This window comes from Amycolatopsis bartoniae, assembly GCF_014191255.1.
Lineage (GTDB): Bacteria > Actinomycetota > Actinomycetes > Mycobacteriales > Pseudonocardiaceae > Amycolatopsis_E > Amycolatopsis_E bartoniae.
Window position 1 is genome coordinate 224646 of sequence record NZ_JACHWH010000007.1, and the last position, 18582, is coordinate 243227.

The 18582-nt window shown below is 70.5% G+C and carries 19 protein-coding genes; 15 read left to right on the top strand and 4 right to left on the bottom strand.

Translation table 11 applies throughout. The features are described 5' to 3' along the window. Positions 1-403 precede the first annotated feature (403 nt). The 11 genes from aepX to FHX82_RS28085 are packed head-to-tail and all read left to right on the top strand — an operon-like array spanning position 404 to position 11440. Complete coding sequence (aepX, locus tag FHX82_RS28035; RefSeq protein ID WP_221216630.1) at positions 404-1300, top strand: phosphoenolpyruvate mutase; 897 nt, start codon at positions 404-406, stop codon at positions 1298-1300. 19 nt (positions 1301-1319) lie between these two features. After that, positions 1320-2675, top strand: a complete 1356-nt coding sequence (locus tag FHX82_RS28040; protein WP_145934436.1) for an LLM class flavin-dependent oxidoreductase — start codon at positions 1320-1322, stop codon at positions 2673-2675. A gap of 41 nt (positions 2676-2716) precedes the next feature. Continuing rightward, positions 2717-3859, top strand: a complete 1143-nt coding sequence (locus tag FHX82_RS28045) for a hydroxymethylglutaryl-CoA lyase-like TIM-barrel protein (RefSeq protein WP_145934435.1) — start codon at positions 2717-2719, stop codon at positions 3857-3859. Then, a complete protein-coding gene (locus tag FHX82_RS28050) occupies positions 3859-5088 on the top strand; it encodes a 3-isopropylmalate dehydratase large subunit (protein WP_221216631.1) in 1230 nt (409 codons plus the stop codon). The genes FHX82_RS28045 and FHX82_RS28050 overlap by 1 nt, the downstream gene beginning before the upstream one ends. Position 5089: 1 nt before the next feature. Next, on the top strand, positions 5090-5614 hold the full coding sequence (locus tag FHX82_RS28055) for a LeuD/DmdB family oxidoreductase small subunit (RefSeq protein WP_145934434.1): 525 nt from the start codon (positions 5090-5092) through the stop codon (positions 5612-5614). A 2-nt stretch (positions 5615-5616) separates the two neighbouring features. Further along, positions 5617-6402, top strand: coding sequence for a class I SAM-dependent methyltransferase (locus FHX82_RS28060; RefSeq protein WP_145934433.1), 786 nt, complete (start codon positions 5617-5619; stop codon positions 6400-6402). Further along, entirely contained in the window at positions 6386-6856 is a 471-nt protein-coding gene (locus tag FHX82_RS28065; RefSeq protein ID WP_145934432.1) for a GNAT family N-acetyltransferase, read from the top strand. Before FHX82_RS28060 ends, FHX82_RS28065 begins: the two co-directional genes overlap by 17 nt. Before the next feature lie 5 nt (positions 6857-6861). Continuing rightward, positions 6862-8043 (top strand): ATP-grasp domain-containing protein, encoded by a 1182-nt coding sequence (locus tag FHX82_RS28070; protein WP_145934431.1) that lies wholly within the window; start codon positions 6862-6864, stop codon positions 8041-8043. Then, positions 8036-9211 (top strand): ATP-grasp domain-containing protein, encoded by a 1176-nt coding sequence (locus FHX82_RS28075; protein WP_145934430.1) that lies wholly within the window; start codon positions 8036-8038, stop codon positions 9209-9211. Before FHX82_RS28070 ends, FHX82_RS28075 begins: the two co-directional genes overlap by 8 nt. Next, positions 9208-10419: an MFS transporter gene (locus FHX82_RS28080; RefSeq protein ID WP_145934429.1), complete on the top strand. Its 1212-nt coding sequence runs from the start codon at positions 9208-9210 to the stop codon at positions 10417-10419. The genes FHX82_RS28075 and FHX82_RS28080 overlap by 4 nt, the downstream gene beginning before the upstream one ends. After that, positions 10400-11440 carry a hypothetical protein gene (locus tag FHX82_RS28085; protein ID WP_145934428.1) on the top strand — a complete coding sequence of 347 codons (1041 nt, stop codon included), beginning with the start codon at positions 10400-10402 and terminating at the stop codon, positions 11438-11440. The genes FHX82_RS28080 and FHX82_RS28085 overlap by 20 nt, the downstream gene beginning before the upstream one ends. Here FHX82_RS28085 and FHX82_RS28090 read toward each other — a convergent pair. Beyond that, positions 11437-12345, bottom strand: a complete 909-nt coding sequence (locus FHX82_RS28090) for an AraC family transcriptional regulator (RefSeq protein ID WP_145934427.1) — start codon at positions 12343-12345, stop codon at positions 11437-11439. The two genes, FHX82_RS28085 and FHX82_RS28090, sit on opposite strands and share 4 nt — an antisense overlap. A gap of 92 nt (positions 12346-12437) precedes the next feature. Here FHX82_RS28090 and FHX82_RS28095 point away from each other — a divergent pair, with 92 nt between their 5' ends. Continuing rightward, positions 12438-13496 carry an acyl-CoA dehydrogenase family protein gene (locus FHX82_RS28095; RefSeq protein WP_145934426.1) on the top strand — a complete coding sequence of 353 codons (1059 nt, stop codon included), beginning with the start codon at positions 12438-12440 and terminating at the stop codon, positions 13494-13496. 54 nt (positions 13497-13550) lie between these two features. On the opposite strand, the gene FHX82_RS28100 is transcribed toward FHX82_RS28095, so the two are convergent. Further along, complete coding sequence (locus FHX82_RS28100; protein WP_229881117.1) at positions 13551-14498, bottom strand: LysR family transcriptional regulator; 948 nt, start codon at positions 14496-14498, stop codon at positions 13551-13553. 77 nt (positions 14499-14575) lie between these two features. Here FHX82_RS28100 and FHX82_RS28105 point away from each other — a divergent pair, with 77 nt between their 5' ends. Both FHX82_RS28105 and FHX82_RS28110 read left to right on the top strand, forming a co-directional pair. Continuing rightward, positions 14576-15727 carry an acyl-CoA dehydrogenase family protein gene (locus FHX82_RS28105; protein WP_145934425.1) on the top strand — a complete coding sequence of 384 codons (1152 nt, stop codon included), beginning with the start codon at positions 14576-14578 and terminating at the stop codon, positions 15725-15727. A 10-nt stretch (positions 15728-15737) separates the two neighbouring features. After that, positions 15738-16889 (top strand): CaiB/BaiF CoA transferase family protein, encoded by a 1152-nt coding sequence (locus tag FHX82_RS28110; RefSeq protein WP_145934424.1) that lies wholly within the window; start codon positions 15738-15740, stop codon positions 16887-16889. Here FHX82_RS28110 and FHX82_RS28115 read toward each other — a convergent pair. Next, on the bottom strand, positions 16882-17547 hold the full coding sequence (locus FHX82_RS28115) for an NIPSNAP family protein (protein WP_145934423.1): 666 nt from the start codon (positions 17545-17547) through the stop codon (positions 16882-16884). The two genes, FHX82_RS28110 and FHX82_RS28115, sit on opposite strands and share 8 nt — an antisense overlap. Positions 17548-17554: 7 nt before the next feature. Next, positions 17555-18157 carry an N-acyl homoserine lactonase family protein gene (locus FHX82_RS28120; protein ID WP_229881116.1) on the bottom strand — a complete coding sequence of 201 codons (603 nt, stop codon included), beginning with the start codon at positions 18155-18157 and terminating at the stop codon, positions 17555-17557. A 40-nt stretch (positions 18158-18197) separates the two neighbouring features. Here FHX82_RS28120 and FHX82_RS28125 point away from each other — a divergent pair, with 40 nt between their 5' ends. Beyond that, positions 18198-18578, top strand: a complete 381-nt coding sequence (locus FHX82_RS28125; protein ID WP_373308648.1) for a sensor histidine kinase — start codon at positions 18198-18200, stop codon at positions 18576-18578. Positions 18579-18582 lie beyond the last annotated feature (4 nt).

The following is an 18582-nucleotide window of genomic DNA, read 5'->3' on the forward strand; positions in this document are numbered from 1 at the left end:
ATCATGAGCCCCTTATCGACGGGCCGGAACAAGATCGACGACCCGAATCGTCAATTCGTGACAGTTGCGACGGGTTCGCAACACAGCCCAGTACGCGGACGCCTTCGAAGATCTCCGCGACAATGCGAGCGCACCGGCAAGGGACGAAACCGGACACTTCCCCCGTGAATAATCGACATGGTCCATCCGAGTGATGGTTGTTTCTCGCACCGCCGCGTCTTGACACCGGAAACTGCGGCTGATTGAATCGTTCCTCATGAGATCAACAGCCACATTACGTTGATCTCGGCACTCACACAGGAAACTGGGGCGAACACTCGCACTGCGAGTTCTGCGCATTTTTCGGTATTTCCCGGAAAGCCGCCCCATCCCAATTAGAGGAGGCCGCGTGTGGACTAATGCCGTGTCCAACGAATTCCGCAGGGGAAGACTGCGTGAGCTTCTTGCGGCAGGCCGGCGGCTCCGGCTCATCGAGGTGCACAACCCGGTTTCCGCGATCATCGCGGAGTACGCGAACGCGCTGGACCAGGATTCCTCGCGCAGCCTGGAGTTCGACGGCTTCTGGTCGAGCTCGCTGGCGGACTCGACCTCGTTCGGCCTTCCCGACATCGAACTGCTCGGTCCCCGCAAGCGGCTGGAGAACATCCAGGACATCTTCACCGTCACGACGAAACCGCTCGTCATGGACGGGGACACCGGCGGGCCGGTGGAGCATTTCGAATACACCGTCCGCGACCTCGAACGAGCCGGTGTCTCCGCCGTCGTGATCGAGGACAAGACCGGCCTGAAGCGGAACTCGTTGCTGGGCACCAGCGTCGAGCAGAGGTCGGCGCCGGTGGCCGAGTTCTGCGAGAAGATCAAGCGGGGCAAGGCCGCGCAGACGACGCGGGACTTCATGATCATCGCGCGGATCGAGAGCCTCATCCTGGGCCAGGGCATGCCCGAAGCGCTCCACCGCGCAAACGCCTACGTGGACGCGGGTGCCGACGGCATCATGATCCACAGCCGCGAGGAGAGTCCGCGCGAGGTGCTCGAGTTCGCGGCCGAGTTCCGGCAGGTGCACCCGGCGGTCCCACTCGTTTCCGTGCCCACCACGTACAACTCCGTGCGGGCCGGGGAACTGCAGGAGGCCGGTTTCGACGTGGTCATCTACGCGAACCACATGATGCGCGCGGCACTGCGCGCGATGGTCGAGGTGTCCCGGGAGATCCTGCGCCACGACCGGACGGCCGAGGTGGAAAGCCGCTGCCTCGGGATCGACGCGATCCTCTCCCTCCCCGAGCGCGGCGTGGCCGTGTGACGCCAGAACGGAGTGAGCGATGACCGTTACCGCACGACGGGAACTGGTGCTGGGCGCCTACCTGTCCTACGGCACGGGGCACCACGCCGCGGCGTGGCGTCATCCGGAGGCGGTGGCCGACGGCGCGCAGAACATCGGCCATTACGTCAATCTGGCGCGCACGGCCGAGCGCGGGCTGTTCGACTTCATGTTCCTGTCCGACACGCCCTCGGTCTTCAACGACGACCAGGACGGCTACGGCGGGCGCGTCGTGGTGTTCGAGCCGATGACGTTGTTGTCGGCGCTGGCGATGACGACGACGCACCTGGGGCTGATCGCCACCTCCTCCACCACGTACAAGGAGCCGTACAACGTCGCCCGCGAGTTCGCCTCGCTCGATCTGATCAGCGGCGGCCGGGCCGGCTGGAACCTCGTCACCTCGTCCAAGAGCGACGCGGCGCGCAACTTCGGGCTGCCCGCGCACCCCGACCACGACGCGCGGTACGAGCGGGCCGCGGAGTTCTACGACGTGGTCACGGGGCTGTGGGACAGCTGGGACGACGACGCGCTGCCACGGGACAAGGAGGGAGGCCGGTTCTACGACCCGCGGCGGCGCCATCCGCTGCGGCACGAGGGCCCCGCGTTCCGCGTACTGGGCGAGCTGAACATCTCCCGTCCGGTCCAGGGCCATCCGGTGATCGTCCAGGCCGGCTCGTCCGAAGCCGGCAAGGAGCTCGCCGCCCGCACCGCCGAGATCGTGTTCACCGCACAGCCCGATCCCGAGCGCGGCAGTGCGTTCGCGCGGGACCTCAAGGCCCGGCTGGGCCGGTTTCCGCGGGTGAACCCGGACGTGCTCGTGCTGCCGGGGCTGTGCCCGTTCACCGGCCCCACCGACGAGATCGCCCGGGAGCGGTTCGAGCAGCTCCAGCGGCTGATCCACCCCAGGCTCGGGGTCGCGATGCTGTCCGACCTCGTCGGTGGTTTCGACCTCTCGGGCTACGACGTCGACGGTCCGCTGCCGCGATTGCCCCCGTCCAACGGCAACCAGAGCCGGCGGGCCCTGATCGAGCGGCTCGCCCGGGAAGACGGATTGTCCATCCGTCAGCTCTACGAGCGGATGACCGTGGCCCGCGGGCACGCCGTGGTCATCGGGTCCTACCAGCGCGTCGCCGAGACGATGGCCGAATGGCTGGAGGCCGGCGCGGCCGACGGGTTCAACATCATGCCGCCCTACCTGCCGGGCGCGCTCGACGAGTTCGTCGACCACGTCGTGCCGCGCCTGCAGGCACTGGGTGTCTACAAACAGTCCTATCGCGACGGAACGCTGCGCGACAAGCTCGGCCTGCTGCGGCCGCCGAGCCGCTACGCGCGGTCCCGCGTCCTCACCGGACGCTGAAAGCACCTCCCCCCACGAGAATCACGAGAAGGAGTCCGAACATGCGTGACGACATCATCCTCGAAGACACCACGCTGCGCGACGGCGAGCAGGCCCCCGGTCTCGCCTTCTCCCGGGAGACGAAGGTCGCCATCTTCACCGCGCTGGTCGACGCCGGTGTCCGCTGGCTGGAGGCGGGCATCCCGGCCATGGGCGGGGACGACGTCCTGGCGATGAAGGAGATGCTGGAACGCCGGGACGAGGTCAACCTCATCGGCTGGAACCGCGGGGTCCTCGACGACGTGCGGTACACCATCTCGCTCGGCTTCAAGGCTGTCCACATCGGACTGCCGACGTCGAACATCCACCTCAAGCACAGCGTCAAGAAGGACCGCGGCTGGCTGCTGTCCACGGCCGCGGACATGGTGAAGTTCGCCAAGGACCAGGGCTGCTTCGTCTCGATCAGCGCCGAGGACGTGGGCCGCACCAACCTGTCCTTCCTGCAGGAGTACGCCGGCCGCGTCCGCGAAGCCGGTGCCGACCGGCTGCGGTTGTCCGACACCATCGGCATCCTCGACTCCCGCCAGTACGCCGAGCGCGTGCGCGCGGTCGCGGAGGCGACGGACATCGACCTGCAGGCCCACTGCCACAACGACTTCGGCCTCGCGGTCGCCAACACGCTCGCCGGTCTCGAAGCCGGTGTGCGGTACTTCCACGTGTGCGTGAACGGGATCGGCGAACGTGCCGGAATGGCGGACCTCGCGCAGATGGTCCTGGCGCTGCGCGAGTTCCACGACGTCGACCTCGGCATCGACACCACGAAGCTGCGCAGCCTGGCCGAGGTGGTGGCGCGCGCGTCGCGGCAGCCGATCCTGCCCTGGCAGCCGGTGGTGGGCACGAACGTCTTCGCGCACGAGTCCGGGATCCACGCCAACGGCATGCTCAACGACTCGAAGACCTTCGAGCCGTTCCCCCCGGACCTCGTGGGCGGCGAGCGCCGGCTGGTGGTCGGGAAGCACTCGGGCCGTGCGGTCATCAAGCACGCGCTGGAGGCCGAGGGGGTCGGGGTGGACGACGCCCTGCTCGACGAGTGCCTGCGCCGGGTGCGGACGTACGCGGTCGCGCACGGCGGCGAGATCGCGCCCGCCGACCTGCGGGTCATCTACGCCGAGGTGGCGGGCGCGGTGGCGGGGACGGCGTCCTGATGTTGCCCGGCGAGCCACTGGCGAACCAGATCGTCGCCGCGCACGCGGGACGGGAGGCGGTCGGCACCGGGGAGCTCGTCTCCGTCGGTGTCGACCGCGTGTACCTGCAGGACGGGAACTCGCCGACGATCGCCCGGCTGTTCGAGCAGCACGGCCTGGACAGCGTCTTCGACCCGGACCGGATCGCCTTCGTCTTCGACCACTCGGTGCTCGTGCCCGACCGCAAGATGGCGGACCGGCTGCGCGAGGCGACGGTGTTCGCGAGGAACCTCGGCGCCCGGATCCTCCCCCGCGGGGCCGGGATCAGCCACGTCATCGCGCTGGAGGAGGGCTGGTTCGAGCCCGGGTCACTCGTGCTGGGGTCGGATTCGCACACCTGCACGGGCGGCGCGGTGCAGTCGATGGGGCTGGGCATGGGCGCCACCGACATCGCCGCGGCCATGGTCACCGGCAGGACCTGGCTGAAGGTGCCCGAGACCGTGTGGTTGCGGGTGCGGGGCGTCCCCCACCCGGCGGTCCGCGCGAAGGACGTCGTGCTGGAGGCGCTGCGGGTGTTCGGTCAGCGGCCCTTCCTCTACCGGTCCGTCGAGTGGGTCGGTGAGTGGGCCGCGGGGCTTTCGCTCGACTCGGCCGCGTCCGTGGCGAGCATGGGAGTGGAAATGGGCGCCAAGTGCGTCTTCCTGCCGGCGGCGCCCGGCCGGCCGCCCGGTCTCGTCCCGCTCGAACCACCCGGTGAGGCGAAGGTGCTGGAGCTGCCGGTGGGTGACCTGCGGCCGATGGTCGCGCTGCCGCACTCCCCGTTCGACAGCGTGCCCGTCGACGATGTGGCCGGGCAGCGGGTGGACTACGTCTTCATCGGCAGCTGCACCAACAGCCGCCTGGAGGACATCGCCGAGGTGGCCGGTGTGCTGGCCGACCGCCCGGTGCACCCCGACGTGCACTGCGTCGTGACCCCGGGCTCGCGGCAGACGTACCTGGAGGCTTCGCGGCGCGGGTACCTCGACGTGCTGACGCAGGCGGGCGCGCTGGTCACCCCTCCGGGTTGCGGCGCCTGCGTCGGCACCCAGGGCACCGTGCCCGCGGGCGGAGAACGCGTCCTGTCGACGATGAACCGCAACTTCCGCGGCCGGATGGGTAATCCGGATGCGGAGATCTTCCTGTCGTCGCCGCTCGTGGCGGCGACAGCGGCTGTCCTCGGCAGGTTCCCGGCCACGAAGGAGGTGGTGTGACATGCTCTCCGGACCCCACCGGGTGCGGCGGATCTCGGGCACGATCTCGACCGACGACATCATCCCGGCCCGGTACAAGCACCAGTACACCGATCCGGCGGACCTGGCGCCCCACGTGTTCGAAAACCGGTTCCCCGGCCTGGCCGGGACCTTCCGGCCGGGTGATGCGCTGGTGAGCGAGCACCTGATGGGCATCGGCAGCTCCCGGGAACAGGCGGTGAGCGCGCTGCGGGCCTGCGGCGTCGCACTGGTCGTCGCGCCCGAGTTCGGCCGGATCTTCTACCGCAACTGCTGGAACCTCGGGCTGCCCGCCGTGGAGGCCGAGGTGTCCGGTTTCGCGGAGGGCGAGCGGATCGAGGTCGACCTGGAGAACGGCCGTTTCCTGGGCGCGCGCGAGCTGCCGCGGTTCCCGCCGCCCCCTGCCATGATGTTGGAGATGATCCGGGCGGGTGGTCTGTTGCCGATGATCCTGGGCCGGCGGCCGGCCGGCGCCCGCTCGGCGGCCCCGAGCGAGGTGGAGACCTGACGATGGCGGAGAAGGCGCAGAAGTTCGACGGCCTGTCCGGCGACTACGACCGGTTCCGGCCGCGGTACCCGGAAGCGTTGCTCCGGCGGCTGGCGGCGATGGTGCCGCGGAAGGACGAGCCCCAGGTCGCGGACATCGGTGCGGGAACCGGGATCGCGTTGGAAGGTCTGGTCCCGCTGCTCGGCGAGCACTGCCGGTACACGGCGGTGGACGTGTCGGCGGACATGGTGGCGGCGGGGCGGCGGAAGTTCCCGGCGGTGGAGTGGCTCGTGGGCGGCGCCGAGGAGTTCCTCGAGAGCGCGACCGGGGTGGATCTCGTGGTCGCCGCCCAGTCCTTCCAGTGGCTCGACCGTCCCCGGGTGTTGCGGGCGGCGACGGCGTGCCTGGCGCCCGGCGGGGTTTTCGCGGTCATCCAGAACAACCGTGACTACCGCGCGAGCGCGTTCCTGGACTCCTACGAGTCGCTGCTGGAGGAGCTGAGTCCCGGCTACAGCCGCCACTACCGGGACTTCGACTTCGCCACCGAGCTGCGGCAGGCGTTCGAGCCGGTCGGCGGCACGACGGCGACGGACACCGCGGACTGGACCATGACGATGCGGGCCGAGGACTTCGAAGGCATGGCGAAGTCCTCGACGCAGGTGCAGCGCGGGCTCGCCGCACACGGCGACGAGCTCCTCGCCCGGCTGCGGGAACTGTGCGAGAAGCACGCGGAGGACGGCCGGTTGAGTATTCCGTACCACACCGAGCTGTTCACCGCGCGCGCTCCGGGCGATGCCGCGCGGGGTTGACAGCGCGGCGGTCGTGCAGCCCGCCGCGCCCGGCGACGTGCGGCCGATCCTGTCGGTCCTGTCGGCCGCCTACTCGCCGTTCACCGGGGAGTTCGAGCCGTCGGCGTTGCGGGAGACACCCGCTTCGGTGGCGCGGCGGCTGGAAAGCTGGCTCGTCATCCGGGACGCGGGCCGGGTACGCAGCTGCGTGCGGCATTTTCCCGAGGAGGACTGCTACACGTTCTGTTTCCTGGCCACCCGTCCCGCCGACCAGCGCCGGGGGTTCGCCTCGGCGCTGGTCGCCGCGGTGACCGAAAAGGCCGCCCGGACGGGGCACGACGAACTGCTGATCGCCGTGCGGCGCACGCTGAGGAGCAACGTAGGTTTCTTCACGCGCCGCGGTTTTCGTTATGTCGCCCCGTTCCACACGGGCGATCACGACCTGTACCGACTCGATCTGGGAGCGCACCGTTGACGACCATGATCGTTCTGGGCTACCGCGAGGGCCTCGACAGCGCGTTGCGCCGCCGCGGCCTCGACCCGTTCTACGTGGTGGAGAAACAGAAAGCGGGGCTCGCCGGCAAGCGGTACCGGCTGGTGTCCCGGCTGGAGGACGCCCAGCAGGTGCTGCGCGCCGTCACCGGCGCGGGCCTCACGGACGTCGCCGGTGCGCTGACCGGGCACGAGCAAGGAGTCTTCGCGACCGCGCTCCTGCGTGCCCAGCTGGATCTCCCCGGCGACCGGGATTTCGGAAAAGTGCTGCTGTTCCGCGACAAGTACCTGCAGAAGAACGCGCTTCCGGCCGAGGTCGCGAGGGCGCGCTGCCGGTACGTGACCCCGGAGGACGACTTCGCGGCGCTGGCCGCCGATCTCGGCGTCCCGTTCGTGGTGAAACCAGCCGACGGCTACGGCGCGACCCGCACCGCGGTCGTCGAGACAGCAGCGGAATTCGCCCGGATGGTCGGCGACCGGCACGTCTCGGACGTCGCTTTCGTCGCCGAGTCCTACGTCCGTGGCGACGAGATCCACGTCGACGGGGTCTGGGAGGACGGCAGGCTGTTGTGGAACTCCGTGGGAGTGTTCCACCAGCCGGTGTTGTCCTGGTCCCGTGGTGGCGTCGTCGCCGACCACCTCGTCACCGCGGAGGGTCATCCGGAGCTCGTGGCGCGGGCGACGCGGGTCGCCGAGACGAGCCTCGGCGCGCTCGGCGCACCCGACTGCGTCTTCCACCTCGAAGGGTTCGACGACGGCACGACGACCTTCTTCGGTGAGTGCGCGATCCGGCTGGCGGGGGCCCACATCGTCGAGATCGTGGCGATGACGCACGGAGTGGATCTCTACGAGGCCCAGGTGGCGCTGGCGCTCGGTGAGCCCGCGAAGACGACGGTCCAGCCGCGGCCGCCAGTGCAACGGCACGCGTACGTCTACCTCCGCCACTTCGCCGGGCGCGCGCTGACCGCGGACGACTTCCGGCGGCGCTTTTCCCTGGTGGAGCTGGATTTCCCGGATCCCACCACGGCGTCCCCGCGCTCCTACGGCCGCGCGGGTCACGCGATCCTCGCCGACCGCGACGAGACACGGCTGCGCGCGCGGGTCGCCGAGCTCGTCCGCTTCAACGAGGGCGGTGACGACAGCAATGACAGCGAGGACAGCGATGACTAGGCCCCGCGCGCTCGTGCTGCACAACGGAAAAGCCGCGTTCGACGAGGCCCGTGCCCCGTTCGCCCGCGAGATCGAGTTCCTCGACCTGCACGAGGCCGCCACCGCACCGGCCGGGGCGCACGAGGTGCCGGCCTTCGCCCCGGAGCGGGCGACCCTGGCCGTGATCGACGGGCTGCTCGCCCGATTCCCGTTCCGGCACGTGGTCACGACCTCGGAGAGCAACACGGCCTTCGCCGCGTTCCTGCGCAGCCGGTACGGGCTGGCCGGGCCGCGGTACGACCAGGTGCTGCCCGCCACCAGCAAATGGCGGATGAAACAACAGTGGGGACACGCCTTTCCGAGCGCGCGTTGCTGGCTGCCCGGGGACTTCCGCGCGCTCGCCACGCAGGGCCGCGCCCCGGCCGAGGTCGTCGTCAAACCGCTCGCCGGCTCGTCGACCAAGGGAGTCCGGCGGCTCGGGCGGCAGGAATGCCTGGACCACCTGGCAGCCACCGGTGAGCTCGTCGTCGTCGAAGAAGCCATCGACCTGACGAGCGAACTGCACTGCGACGGGGTCGTGCGCGACGGAAAGCCCCGCGTGATCGTGCCCTCGGTGTACAACCGGCCCCCGCTCGGCTCGGCGGGCCACAACCTCGCGAGCATCCACCTGCCCGTCGGCGACCCCCGCCGGGGCCCGGCGGTCGAGGCCGCCTGCCGCGTGCTCGCCGCGATCGACGTGCCGGATTTCGTGTTCCACCTGGAACTGCTGGAAAGCCATGGCACAATGCGCTTCGGTGAGATCGGCTTCCGCCCTCCCGGCGCGGGGCGCGCCCCGTCACTGCTGCGCTTCTACGGCGTCGACCTGTGGGCCGAGCACATCGCCGCGCAGCTGGAACTACCACGACCGACGCGGAACGGCGTCACAGCTCCCACGGGGTACTGCGGGGTGACCGGGGTGGCCGCCGATCCTGCCGGGTGCCATCCGTCGCCTCCCGCCGAGACGCTGCGCGCGATTCCGGGAGTCGTCGACGTGCTGCCCGGCAGCGCGCACGCCCGGTCGGAGGCGAAACTCGGCAGCTCGGTCGCCAACACCCACCTCGTGCTGTTCTCCTGCGACAGCGAAACCGGCGCCCACCGCGTTCTCCAGGAGATCGAAGCAGCCGGGAGGTCCGCGCCGTGTTCGCGATGACCAGCGTCAGGGCCACGAGTGCGCCGGCTCGCTGGTACACGGTGTTCTCGTTCCTGTCCTCCTGGGCGGAGGGCGGGCAGGCCGTCGTCCTGCTCTGGCTGACCTACAGCCTCACCAGCAACGCGTTCCTCATCGGCGTGATGATCGTGCTCGGCTACCTCCCCGCGGCGGTGCTCGGGCTGTTGTTCCGCCGGTTCGCCGACCGCGGCCGCGCCGAGCGCGTCGCGGGCAGCACCAACGCCGTGCTGTCCGGGGTGTCACTGGCGCTCACCGTGGAACAGCTGCTGGCGGGGCGTGCGGTCGCACTCGCGATCGTCGTCATCGCGGCCAGCCAGGTCGTGCTCTCGGTGGCGAAGATGGTGAACAAGGCCGCGCTCAACCGGCTCGTGCGTGACGTGTTTCCGCCCGGTACCGCCAAGCGCGTGCTGGAGGTGTCCTCGTCGGCGTCGCTCATCGGCCAGGTCGTCGGAGCCGGGCTGGCCGGGGTGTTCCTGAGCGCGAACTGGACCGCGGCCGGTCTGCTCGTCTCCGCACTGGCCTACGGCACGGGTGCGCTGGCGCTGACCTTCGGGCTGCGGCGTCCGGCACGGGAGGAGATGCCGGAACCGCCGGTCGAGGTCAAGACCCGCGCGGCGCTCCCCGCCGGCATCGGGCTCGTGCTGGTGCTGGTGTTCTCCGTGCCCAGCAGCGGTGCGCTGCAGTTCCTCAACACACTGCTGGTGCCGCTGGCCGACGACATCGCCCACGGGCACCCCTCGTTCTACGCGGTGCTGAACGTGGTGAGCGTGGCCGGAGGTTTCCTCGCCGGACTCGCCCTGTCGACGCGGGTGATCACCACGGAGGCGGTGTTGCGCTGGGGCCTGCCCACGGTGGCCGTTTTCGCCGCGCTGCTCGGCTTCATCACCCAGCCGTGGCTCGTCGCGGTCACCGCGTTCGTGCTCTCCCTCGTGATCACCTGTCACGTGATCTGCATGCAGGTGCTGACCAACCAGGTGCCGGCCGACTCCCAGGTGGGCCAGTTCGCCGTGCTGCGCAACGTGGTGGCGGCACTGGCCAAGGCGGTGTTCTCCTTCGCGGCGGGCGCCGTGGTGGGCTGGTGGGGCGTGCGCACGGCGGCCGTCGCCCTCGCCGCGACGACGCTGGTCTTCGCGGTGGCCTGGTTCGTGGCGCGCGGAAAGGACAAGGGCCATGACGCCGCGCACGGGTGAGCTGCGCACGGAGTTCGCGGCCTGGCTGCGTCAGCGGCGCGACGGTCTGACGACGGGCAGGCGGCACGACTGCGAAGCCGCTCTGGGGCTGGACGACGGGTGCCTGGCCGCCTTCGCGGAGGCGCCGCGGGTGGTGGCCACGCTCCCCCACGCCAGCCCCAACGTCTTCTTCCCCCGGGCCGCGGTGGGCTGGTACGCGCGGCATCTGCAGCGGTGCGATCCCACGCTGTTCCACCTGCGGGTGGTGCTGACGCACACGAACTTCTCCGACCTCGGCTGGCGCCCCTACGCGTGGTGGTTCCTGAATCCCGATCGCGAGCTCGTGCGGCACACCCTGTTCACCCGCAACAAGAAGACCAAGCACGTCGTGGTGGCGAGCCAGCCGCCGATGGACCTCGTGCCCGGCGACGCGACGGGCGCGGACCGCGAAGCCGCGGAACTCGCTCTGCACGGGGCGAACCGCGCGATGTCGTACCTGCTGCTGACCGCGACGGTGGAGCGGGCGGCCGGGCTCGCCCTGCCGGGACGCACCCTGTACGTCCCACTGGACGCCCTGGTGCGGTTCGCCCTGTCCGAGGCCACCGGCCGCTGGGCACCGTGGATCTCGGCCCTCCTGACCACCAGCACCGCGACGCGAACTCTCCTGCCGGACGGCACGCTGGCGCCCGCACGGCGAGCCGAAGACGCCTTCGTCCTGGACAACCCGACGAACATCGCGTTGCTGGCGCTACTGTCCTCAGTGGACATCATCGGCGGCGCCAAGATGGCGGACTACTGGGCCCAGATCACGCGGCGGATCGACTTCGCCTGCCGCACGGCCGCGCTGGACGTCCGTCCCCCGCACTTCCGACAACTCCCCGAAGTGGACACCCGAGGCCTGGTGGCGCCCGCACCTTCGCTGGCCGCGTCCCTGCGGACCGCGGGGATCGGGTATTCGCAGGGCATGGCACTGTCGGAGCACGGCGCTTTCGGGGATGGGGTCAGTCCGTTCGCCCAGGAGGTGTCCGGCGCCACCCGTTAGATCCCGTTGCGTCGAGCCGGCCGCCCGCCGACGCGGAAGTGGCTGGGGGAAGTGCCGTATTCGCGGCGGAACGCGCTGGAGAAGGCGAATTCGGTGGAGTACCCGATCCGGCGGGCGATCGTGGCCAGTGTGGCGTCGGTTTCCCGCAGCAGCCGGGCACCGTGCGCGAGCCTGCACCTGATCAGGTATCCCTTGGGCGGCTGGCCGACGACACCGGCGAAACGTCTGCTGAACGCCGTGCGGGACATTCCGGCGAGGTCGCCGAGCTGGGCCACTGTCCACTGCCGACCGGGGTTCTGGTGCATCGCGCGCAGGGCGGCATCGACGCCGGGGTCTCCGGTGGTGGGCCACGGGGCGGCGTCGTCGTGTTGCTCGTGCCATCGGCGCAGCGCGTGGACGAGGATCAGGTCCTGCAGCGCGGGCCTGGTGGCCCCGGCGCCCATCCCCGTTCCGGTCGTGTCCCTGCGCAGCAGCGCGACCAGTGCCTGCAGTTCGGGGTGGCGGCCGGGTCGGCCTGAAACGACGATGAGGCCGGGCAGCGTGCGAAGGTACTGCGGGACCCGGCCGTGGTCGAGCCGGTAGGAGCCGCACAGGAACTCGAAGTCGAACGGTCCCGGAGCCGGTGGGAACGGTCCCATCACCACGGGTGGCAGCTCCGCCAGCGCACACGGCGTCCGGCTCAGGCCGTGCTCGGTGCCGCAGGTGGTGAGCACCACGTCTCCCGGCTCCAGCGCGACCGGCTCCTCGTCCTCGCTGACCAGCCAGCAGGTGCCGTGCAGAACGATGTGGAACCCGCTGCCGGTGAAGGCGGGAAACCGCAGTCCGCCCGGGCCCGAGTGCCGGATCACCCGGCTGCCGGGGCTGCCCACCCTGAGGGTGTGGATCACCTCGCTCATCAGGTCCATACCAGCGATGCTAGCGAGCGGGCGCACAAGCTCGTATGGACCGGCGCTGCTCGCACATGGTTCCCGGGCGGCGCCGCTGGTTGAGTGTCGGCATGATCGATCATCATCCGGGGAACGAGATCCTGCGTGCGCACGCCGGGAAGACCGAGCAGGACGGCAGGCCGGCCGCGGAAAGCCTCGGCGCGTTGCGCGAGAACGGGGTCTTCGCGCTGCGGACCCCGGCAGACCACGGCGGGGCTTGGGCGAACGCGGAGACCATCGCCCGGCGCCTGACGGCCCTCGGCCGCGCCTGCCCGTCCACGGCCTGGGTCGCCGGGACCTGCGTGACCGCGAAGAACCTCGCCGCCGGCTGCCTCCCCGGCCCGGGGGCACAAGAGTGCTTCGCCGACCCGGACTCGCTCTTCTGCGGATCGGGTGTCCCCGCCGCCCGGGGCGAGCGCGTGCCCGGGGGCGTCCGCGTCACCGGCCGCTGGCCCAACGTCTCCGGTTGCGAGGACGCGGCCTGGGCCACGCTCGCGCTGATGGTGGAGGGCGCGTTCTCCCTCGCCGTGGTCCCGGTGACCGACCTGACCGTCGAGCGGACGTGGCACATGGCCGGGATGCGGGGCACCGGCAGCCACACCCTGGTCGCCGACGACGTGCTGGTGCCGGCGCACCGCGTGGCCGCCGCCGCGGGCTTCCCCTTCGAGGACAGGCTGCTGTATTCGATGACCGTGCTGGGCCCGGTGGTGGGGGCCGCCCGAGGCGCGCTCGACGTGACGGAGGCGATGTTCGCCTCGGACCGGAAGCCGTTCATGTCCGCCTACTCCCGGATGGGCGAGTCCCCCGGTGCCCGGCACTGGCTGGCGGAGGCCACCCACCTGGTGAACCGCGCCGAGCACACCATGCTCACCGTCGCCGGGGAAGCCGACTCCGCCGAACTGTCCCAGGCCGACGCTCCCCGCCTGTTCATGGACCTCGCGGACGCCGGCCGCGACTGCCGGGCCGCGGTGGAACGGATGCTCGACCTGCACGGCGCGAGCGGCTTCAGTACGACGAACGCCCTCCAGCGGTACTGGCGCGACGTCGCCGTCGGCAGCCGCCACCCCCACCTGAACCCCTACCTCGCGGTCGAAGCTTTCGGCACAGCCCTGGTGGATGAGGGGCGCTGAGGCCCCCGGGATCTCGCTCCGGACCTTCGGGCACGTAATTCCGGCGCGGCCGCCTCACACCAGTTCGGCCGAGGGCCAGCGGTTTCCGGTGACGGCGGCGCGCACCTGGCGGTTCAGCTCGTGCGCGACCACGTCGACCGCGGCCGGGACGCGTCCCGTGCGCGGTCTGGCCAGCACGACCGACCGCCACACCTCGGGCTCACCCAGCGGGGCTGCGCACAGTGTCCCGGCGGCGAGCTCCTCGACGAGGCCCACCGCGGGCAGGATCGTCCAGCCGTGACCGGCGCGGGCGAGTTTCTTCTGCAGCGCCATCGAATTGGTGTTCACGGTGCTGCGCAGCGCGACACCGGCCCGCCGCGCGCCCGCGTCGATGAGGATGCGCAGGCCGTGCCCGGTCGCGGGCAGGACCAGCTGCCGCCCGGCGAGCCCGGCGAACGGGACCGGTGCGTCCTGGCGCAGGTCCTCGTCCGGCGGCGCGGCGATCCAGAGCCGTTCGCGGACCAGCGGTGTCACGTTGAGCGAGGGCGAGCTGGTCAGGTTGTACAGCAGGCTGAGGTCGAGGTCGCCCTCGTCGAGCCACCGCTGCAGGTACCCGGAGTAGGCCGTCTGCAACCGGAGCTCGATGCCAGGGTGGTCACGGCTGAGCCGGGCGACGAGCGGCTCGGCGAGGAGATCGGCCGAGCTCTCCAGCAACCCCAGCGTCACGATGCCCGTCACCACCCCGGCGGCCGGGATGAGCTCCGCGCGGGCACGCTCCAGCTCCGTCAGCGCCCGCCGGGCACGCTCGGCGAGCGACGTCCCGGCCTCCGTGGCCCGCATCCCGGTGCGGGTGCGCTCGAACAACGCGACGCCGAGCTCGTCCTCCAGCGCCTTGATCTGCCGGGTCACCGCGGGCTGGACGAGGTGGAGCAGCTCCGCCGCCCTGGTCACGCTGCCCACCTCGACGACGGTTACGAGCGCCCTGAGCTGCTTGAGGTCCATCGCGGTCCCGCATACCTCCATGAGGAAAAGGTATTTCTCACCTTAGATCATTGTGATTCATGATGGCAGGACGGATTTCGTGAAGTGGAGGGCGCAGCATGGACGGGCTGAGCGAAGAGGAGCGCGCGATCGTCTCGTTGGTGGGCGAGTTCGTCGATCGCGAGGTCAAACCGGTCGCGCGGGAGCTGGACCACACCAACACCTACCCCGAGAAGCTCATCGAGCAGATGAAGGAGATGGGGATCTTCGGGCTCGCGGTGCCGGAGCCCTGGGGTGAGACGGCGGTGTCGGCGCAGTGTTATGCGGCGGTGACCGAGGAGCTGGCGCGGGGTTGGATGAGTCTGGCCGGGGCGATGGGTGGGCATACGGTCGTGGCGAAGCTGCTGGTGGCGTTCGGCACGAAGGATCAGCAGGATGAGTATCTGCCGCGGATGGCCACGGGTGAGGTGCGCGCGACGATGGCGTTGACCGAGCCGGGGGGTGGTTCCGATCTGCAGGCGATGCGCACCGTTGCCCGCCGTGAGGGCGATCACTATGTGGTGAACGGGTCGAAGACGTGGATCACCAACGCCCGCCGTTCGCAGCTGGTCGCGCTGCTGTGCAAGACCGATCCCGCCGCGGAGCCCGCGCATAAAGGCGTGTCGATCCTGCTGGTGGAGAAGGGGCCCGGGTTCTCGGTGTCGCGGGATCTGCCGAAGCTGGGCTACAAGGGGGTCGAGAGTTGTGAGTTGTCCTTCGACGATGTCCGGGTCCCGGCGACGGCGTTGCTCGGCGGGCAGGAGGGCCGAGGCTTTGCGCAGATGATGCGGGGTTTGGAGATCGGCCGCATCCAGGTCGCCTGCCGTGCTCTCGGGGTGGGGCGGGCGGCGTTGGAGGACGCGCTGCGGTATGCCCAGGAGCGGGAGTCGTTCGGGAAACCGATCTGGCAGCACCAGTCGGTGGGCAACTACCTGGCGGACATGGCCACGAAGCTGGAGGCCGCCCGCCAGCTGGTGCTGTTCGCCGCCCGCCGCTACGACTCCGGTGCACGGACCGATCTGGAGGCGGGGATGGCGAAGCTGTTCGCGTCGGAGACGGCGATGGAGGTCGCGCTCAACGCGGTCCGCATCCACGGCGGCTACGGCTACTCCACCGAGTTCGACGTCGAACGCTACTTCCGCGACGCCCCCCTGATGATCGTCGGCGAAGGCACCAACGAAATCCAACGCAACGTCATCGCCCGCGAACTCGTCAAACGCCACCGGATCTGAGAGGGGCAGCGTGTCTCATCCGTTGGAAGGAATCACCGTCGTATCGCTCGAACAGGCGGTGGCGGCCCCGTTCGCGACCCGTCAGCTCGCCGACCTCGGCGCGCGCGTCATCAAGGTCGAGCGCCGTGGCGCCGGCGACTTCGCCCGCGGCTACGACCACGCCGTGCACGGGGAGTCGAGCTACTTCGTCTGGCTCAACCGCGGCAAGGAAAGCATCGAACTCGACGTGAAGGACCCGGCGGACAGGGCGCTGCTCGACGCCGTGCTCGCGCGCGCGGACGTCTTCGTGCAGAACCTCGCGCCGGGCGCCGCCGAGCGGCTCGGCCTCGGCGCGGCGGCCCTGCGTGCGGCACGGCCGGAACTGATCCACTGCTCGGTGTCGGGCTACGGCCCGGACGGCCCGTACCGCACGAAGAAGGCGTACGACCTGCTGGTGCAGTGCGAAGCCGGGCTGGTCATGGCCACCGGAACACCGGAGTCGCCCGCGAAGGCCGGGTTCTCGGTCGCCGACGTCGCCACCGGGATGTACGCCTACAGCGGCATCCTGACCGCGCTGTACGAACGGGAGCGTACCGGACAGGGCGCCACGCTGAGCGTCGCGATGCTCGACGCGCTCGGCGAGTGGATGAGCCAGCCCGCCTATTTCTCGCACTACGGGGGAAAACCCGCGCGGCGCACCGGGGCGAAGCATCCGTCGATCGCACCGTACGGCCCCTACCGCACCGGCGACGGCACGGTGTTCCTGGGCGTGCAGAACAACCGCGAGTGGGATGCGTTGTGCCGCAACGTGCTCGGACGTCCCGAACTCGTGGGCGACTCGCGGTTCCGGACCAATGTGGACAGAGTCGCTCATGAGGGAGAGCTCGCCGAAGTGATCGAAGCGGTGTTCGCCGGCCTCACCGCGGACAGGGCGATCGAGCTCCTCGACGGCGCCGGCATCGCCAACGCGACCCTGCGCACACCGGCCGAGTTCGCCGAGCACCCCCAACTGGCCGCGCGGAACCGCTGGCGTGCGGTGGAAACCCCGGGCGGGCCGGTGCAGGCCCTGCTGCCGCCGGTCGAAGTGGACGGCAGGGAGGCACTCATGGGTCCGGTACCCGCACTCGGCGAGCACAACGCCACCCTGCGCGCCGAGTTCGGCCACGGGCGAGTGGTCAGGTGAGCGGGGAGAAGCCGGTGGGCCAGGCGATGATCGAGGTGGCGTCGAGGATCTGTTCGGGCGCACCGGGAGGCGGCCACAGACCCGAATCGTAGAGATCCTTGCGGAGGGCGACCCGTTCGTCGAGGCTCCGGAACGGCCAGATCTGGACGATCCGGTCGGGCCCGTCGAGCGCGTACATCACGATCGTCAGCGGGTCGATCCGGTGCCGTGCCGGCAGCGCCCGCCGCCAGCCGTCGATCGTGGCCGGCAGTCCTCCCGGCCGCAGGTGGTAGTCGCGGATCTCGTACACCGGGCCGAACCGCCCCGTGCGCACCGCCGGCACGAACGGAAACGGGGCGAAGCTCTGCAGGGTGAGGTCCGTCAGGTGCTCCCCCGCGCCGAACGGTTCGCTGCTCGCGCGGGCGCGCTGCCGCTCGCGCGCGAGCTCGGCGTCATCGGCGAAGACGCGCAACACGACGAGCCTGCCGAGCGGGCCGTTCTCCGTCTGCCAGCAGCCCAGAAGCTGTCCCCGCGCTTCGGGGGCGTTGACCCACGGCAGCACGCCCGCGCTCGCCTTTTCGCCCTCCAGCAAGGGAAATGCCAGTGTCGCGAGCTCGTACCGGAGGTTCTGTTCCGCTGGGCCGACGTCCTCGCCGCTGATGGGTGCGGGCTGGTCCATGGTCAGCTCATCCTCTCGTCGAAGGCTGGTCGAGCCGGGCCACCCAGCCACGCAACCGCGGCTGCGCCGGCCGGTACCGCCGGAGCACGAGCGGATCGTGCCCGGGAACTATGTCCAAGGTGGACCCTACCAACGCCGGAAGCCGGTGCGCGTAGACGCCGAGCAGCGTCGCGGCGTCGTCGGTGACCGGGAAGACCCGTTTCTCACTCAGGTTCGCGTAGAAGTGGGCGGCGTCGGAAGCCAGCACGACCGGACCGCGCCGGGTGGCGATCCGCACGACCTGCGTGCCCGCCGTGTGGCCCCCGACCAGGTGGACACTGATCCCGGGGAACAGCTCCTCGTCCTCCCCGGTGAAACGCACCCTGCCCTCACGCAACAGCCTGGCCGCGCCGGCCACGTCGCTCGCGCGGTAGCCGTGCGACCGGGCCGGATCGGTCATCGCCCGCCCGACCGCGAACCGGAGCTCCTGTTCGGACAGGTGGAATCGGGCGGAGCCGAACAGGCCGAGGTTCCCGGCGTGGTCCCAGTGCAGGTGCGTCAGGATCACGTCGGTCACCCGCGCGTGGTCCACCCCGACGGCACGCAGGCCGTCGGCGACGCTCCGGGTCACGCTTCGGCCGCGACGCGCGGCTTCCCCGGCGCCGAAACCGGTGTCGACGACGATCGTGCTGACCCTGCGCGGCGAATCGGCGGAGCGCACCGTGCCCGGCGACCCCATCCTGCTGGAACGCCTGATCGCCAACCTGGTGCACAACGCGATCAAGTACAACCACCCGGGCGGCTGGGTCGAGGTGGTCGTCGGCGACGATCCCGCGCTGAGCGTGCGCAACTCCGGCCGGCGGGTGCCTGCCGAGTCGGTCGACTCGCTGTTCCAGCCGTTCCGCCGCCTGATCGCCGACCGCACGAACCACCGCGACGGTGCCGGGCTCGGACTGTCCGTTGTGCACTCGATCGCTGCCGCGCACCACGGCCGGGTGTCCGCCGTTCCCGGCGAGGACGGCGGCCTGCGAGTCGACGTGTTCCTGCCCTGACCCG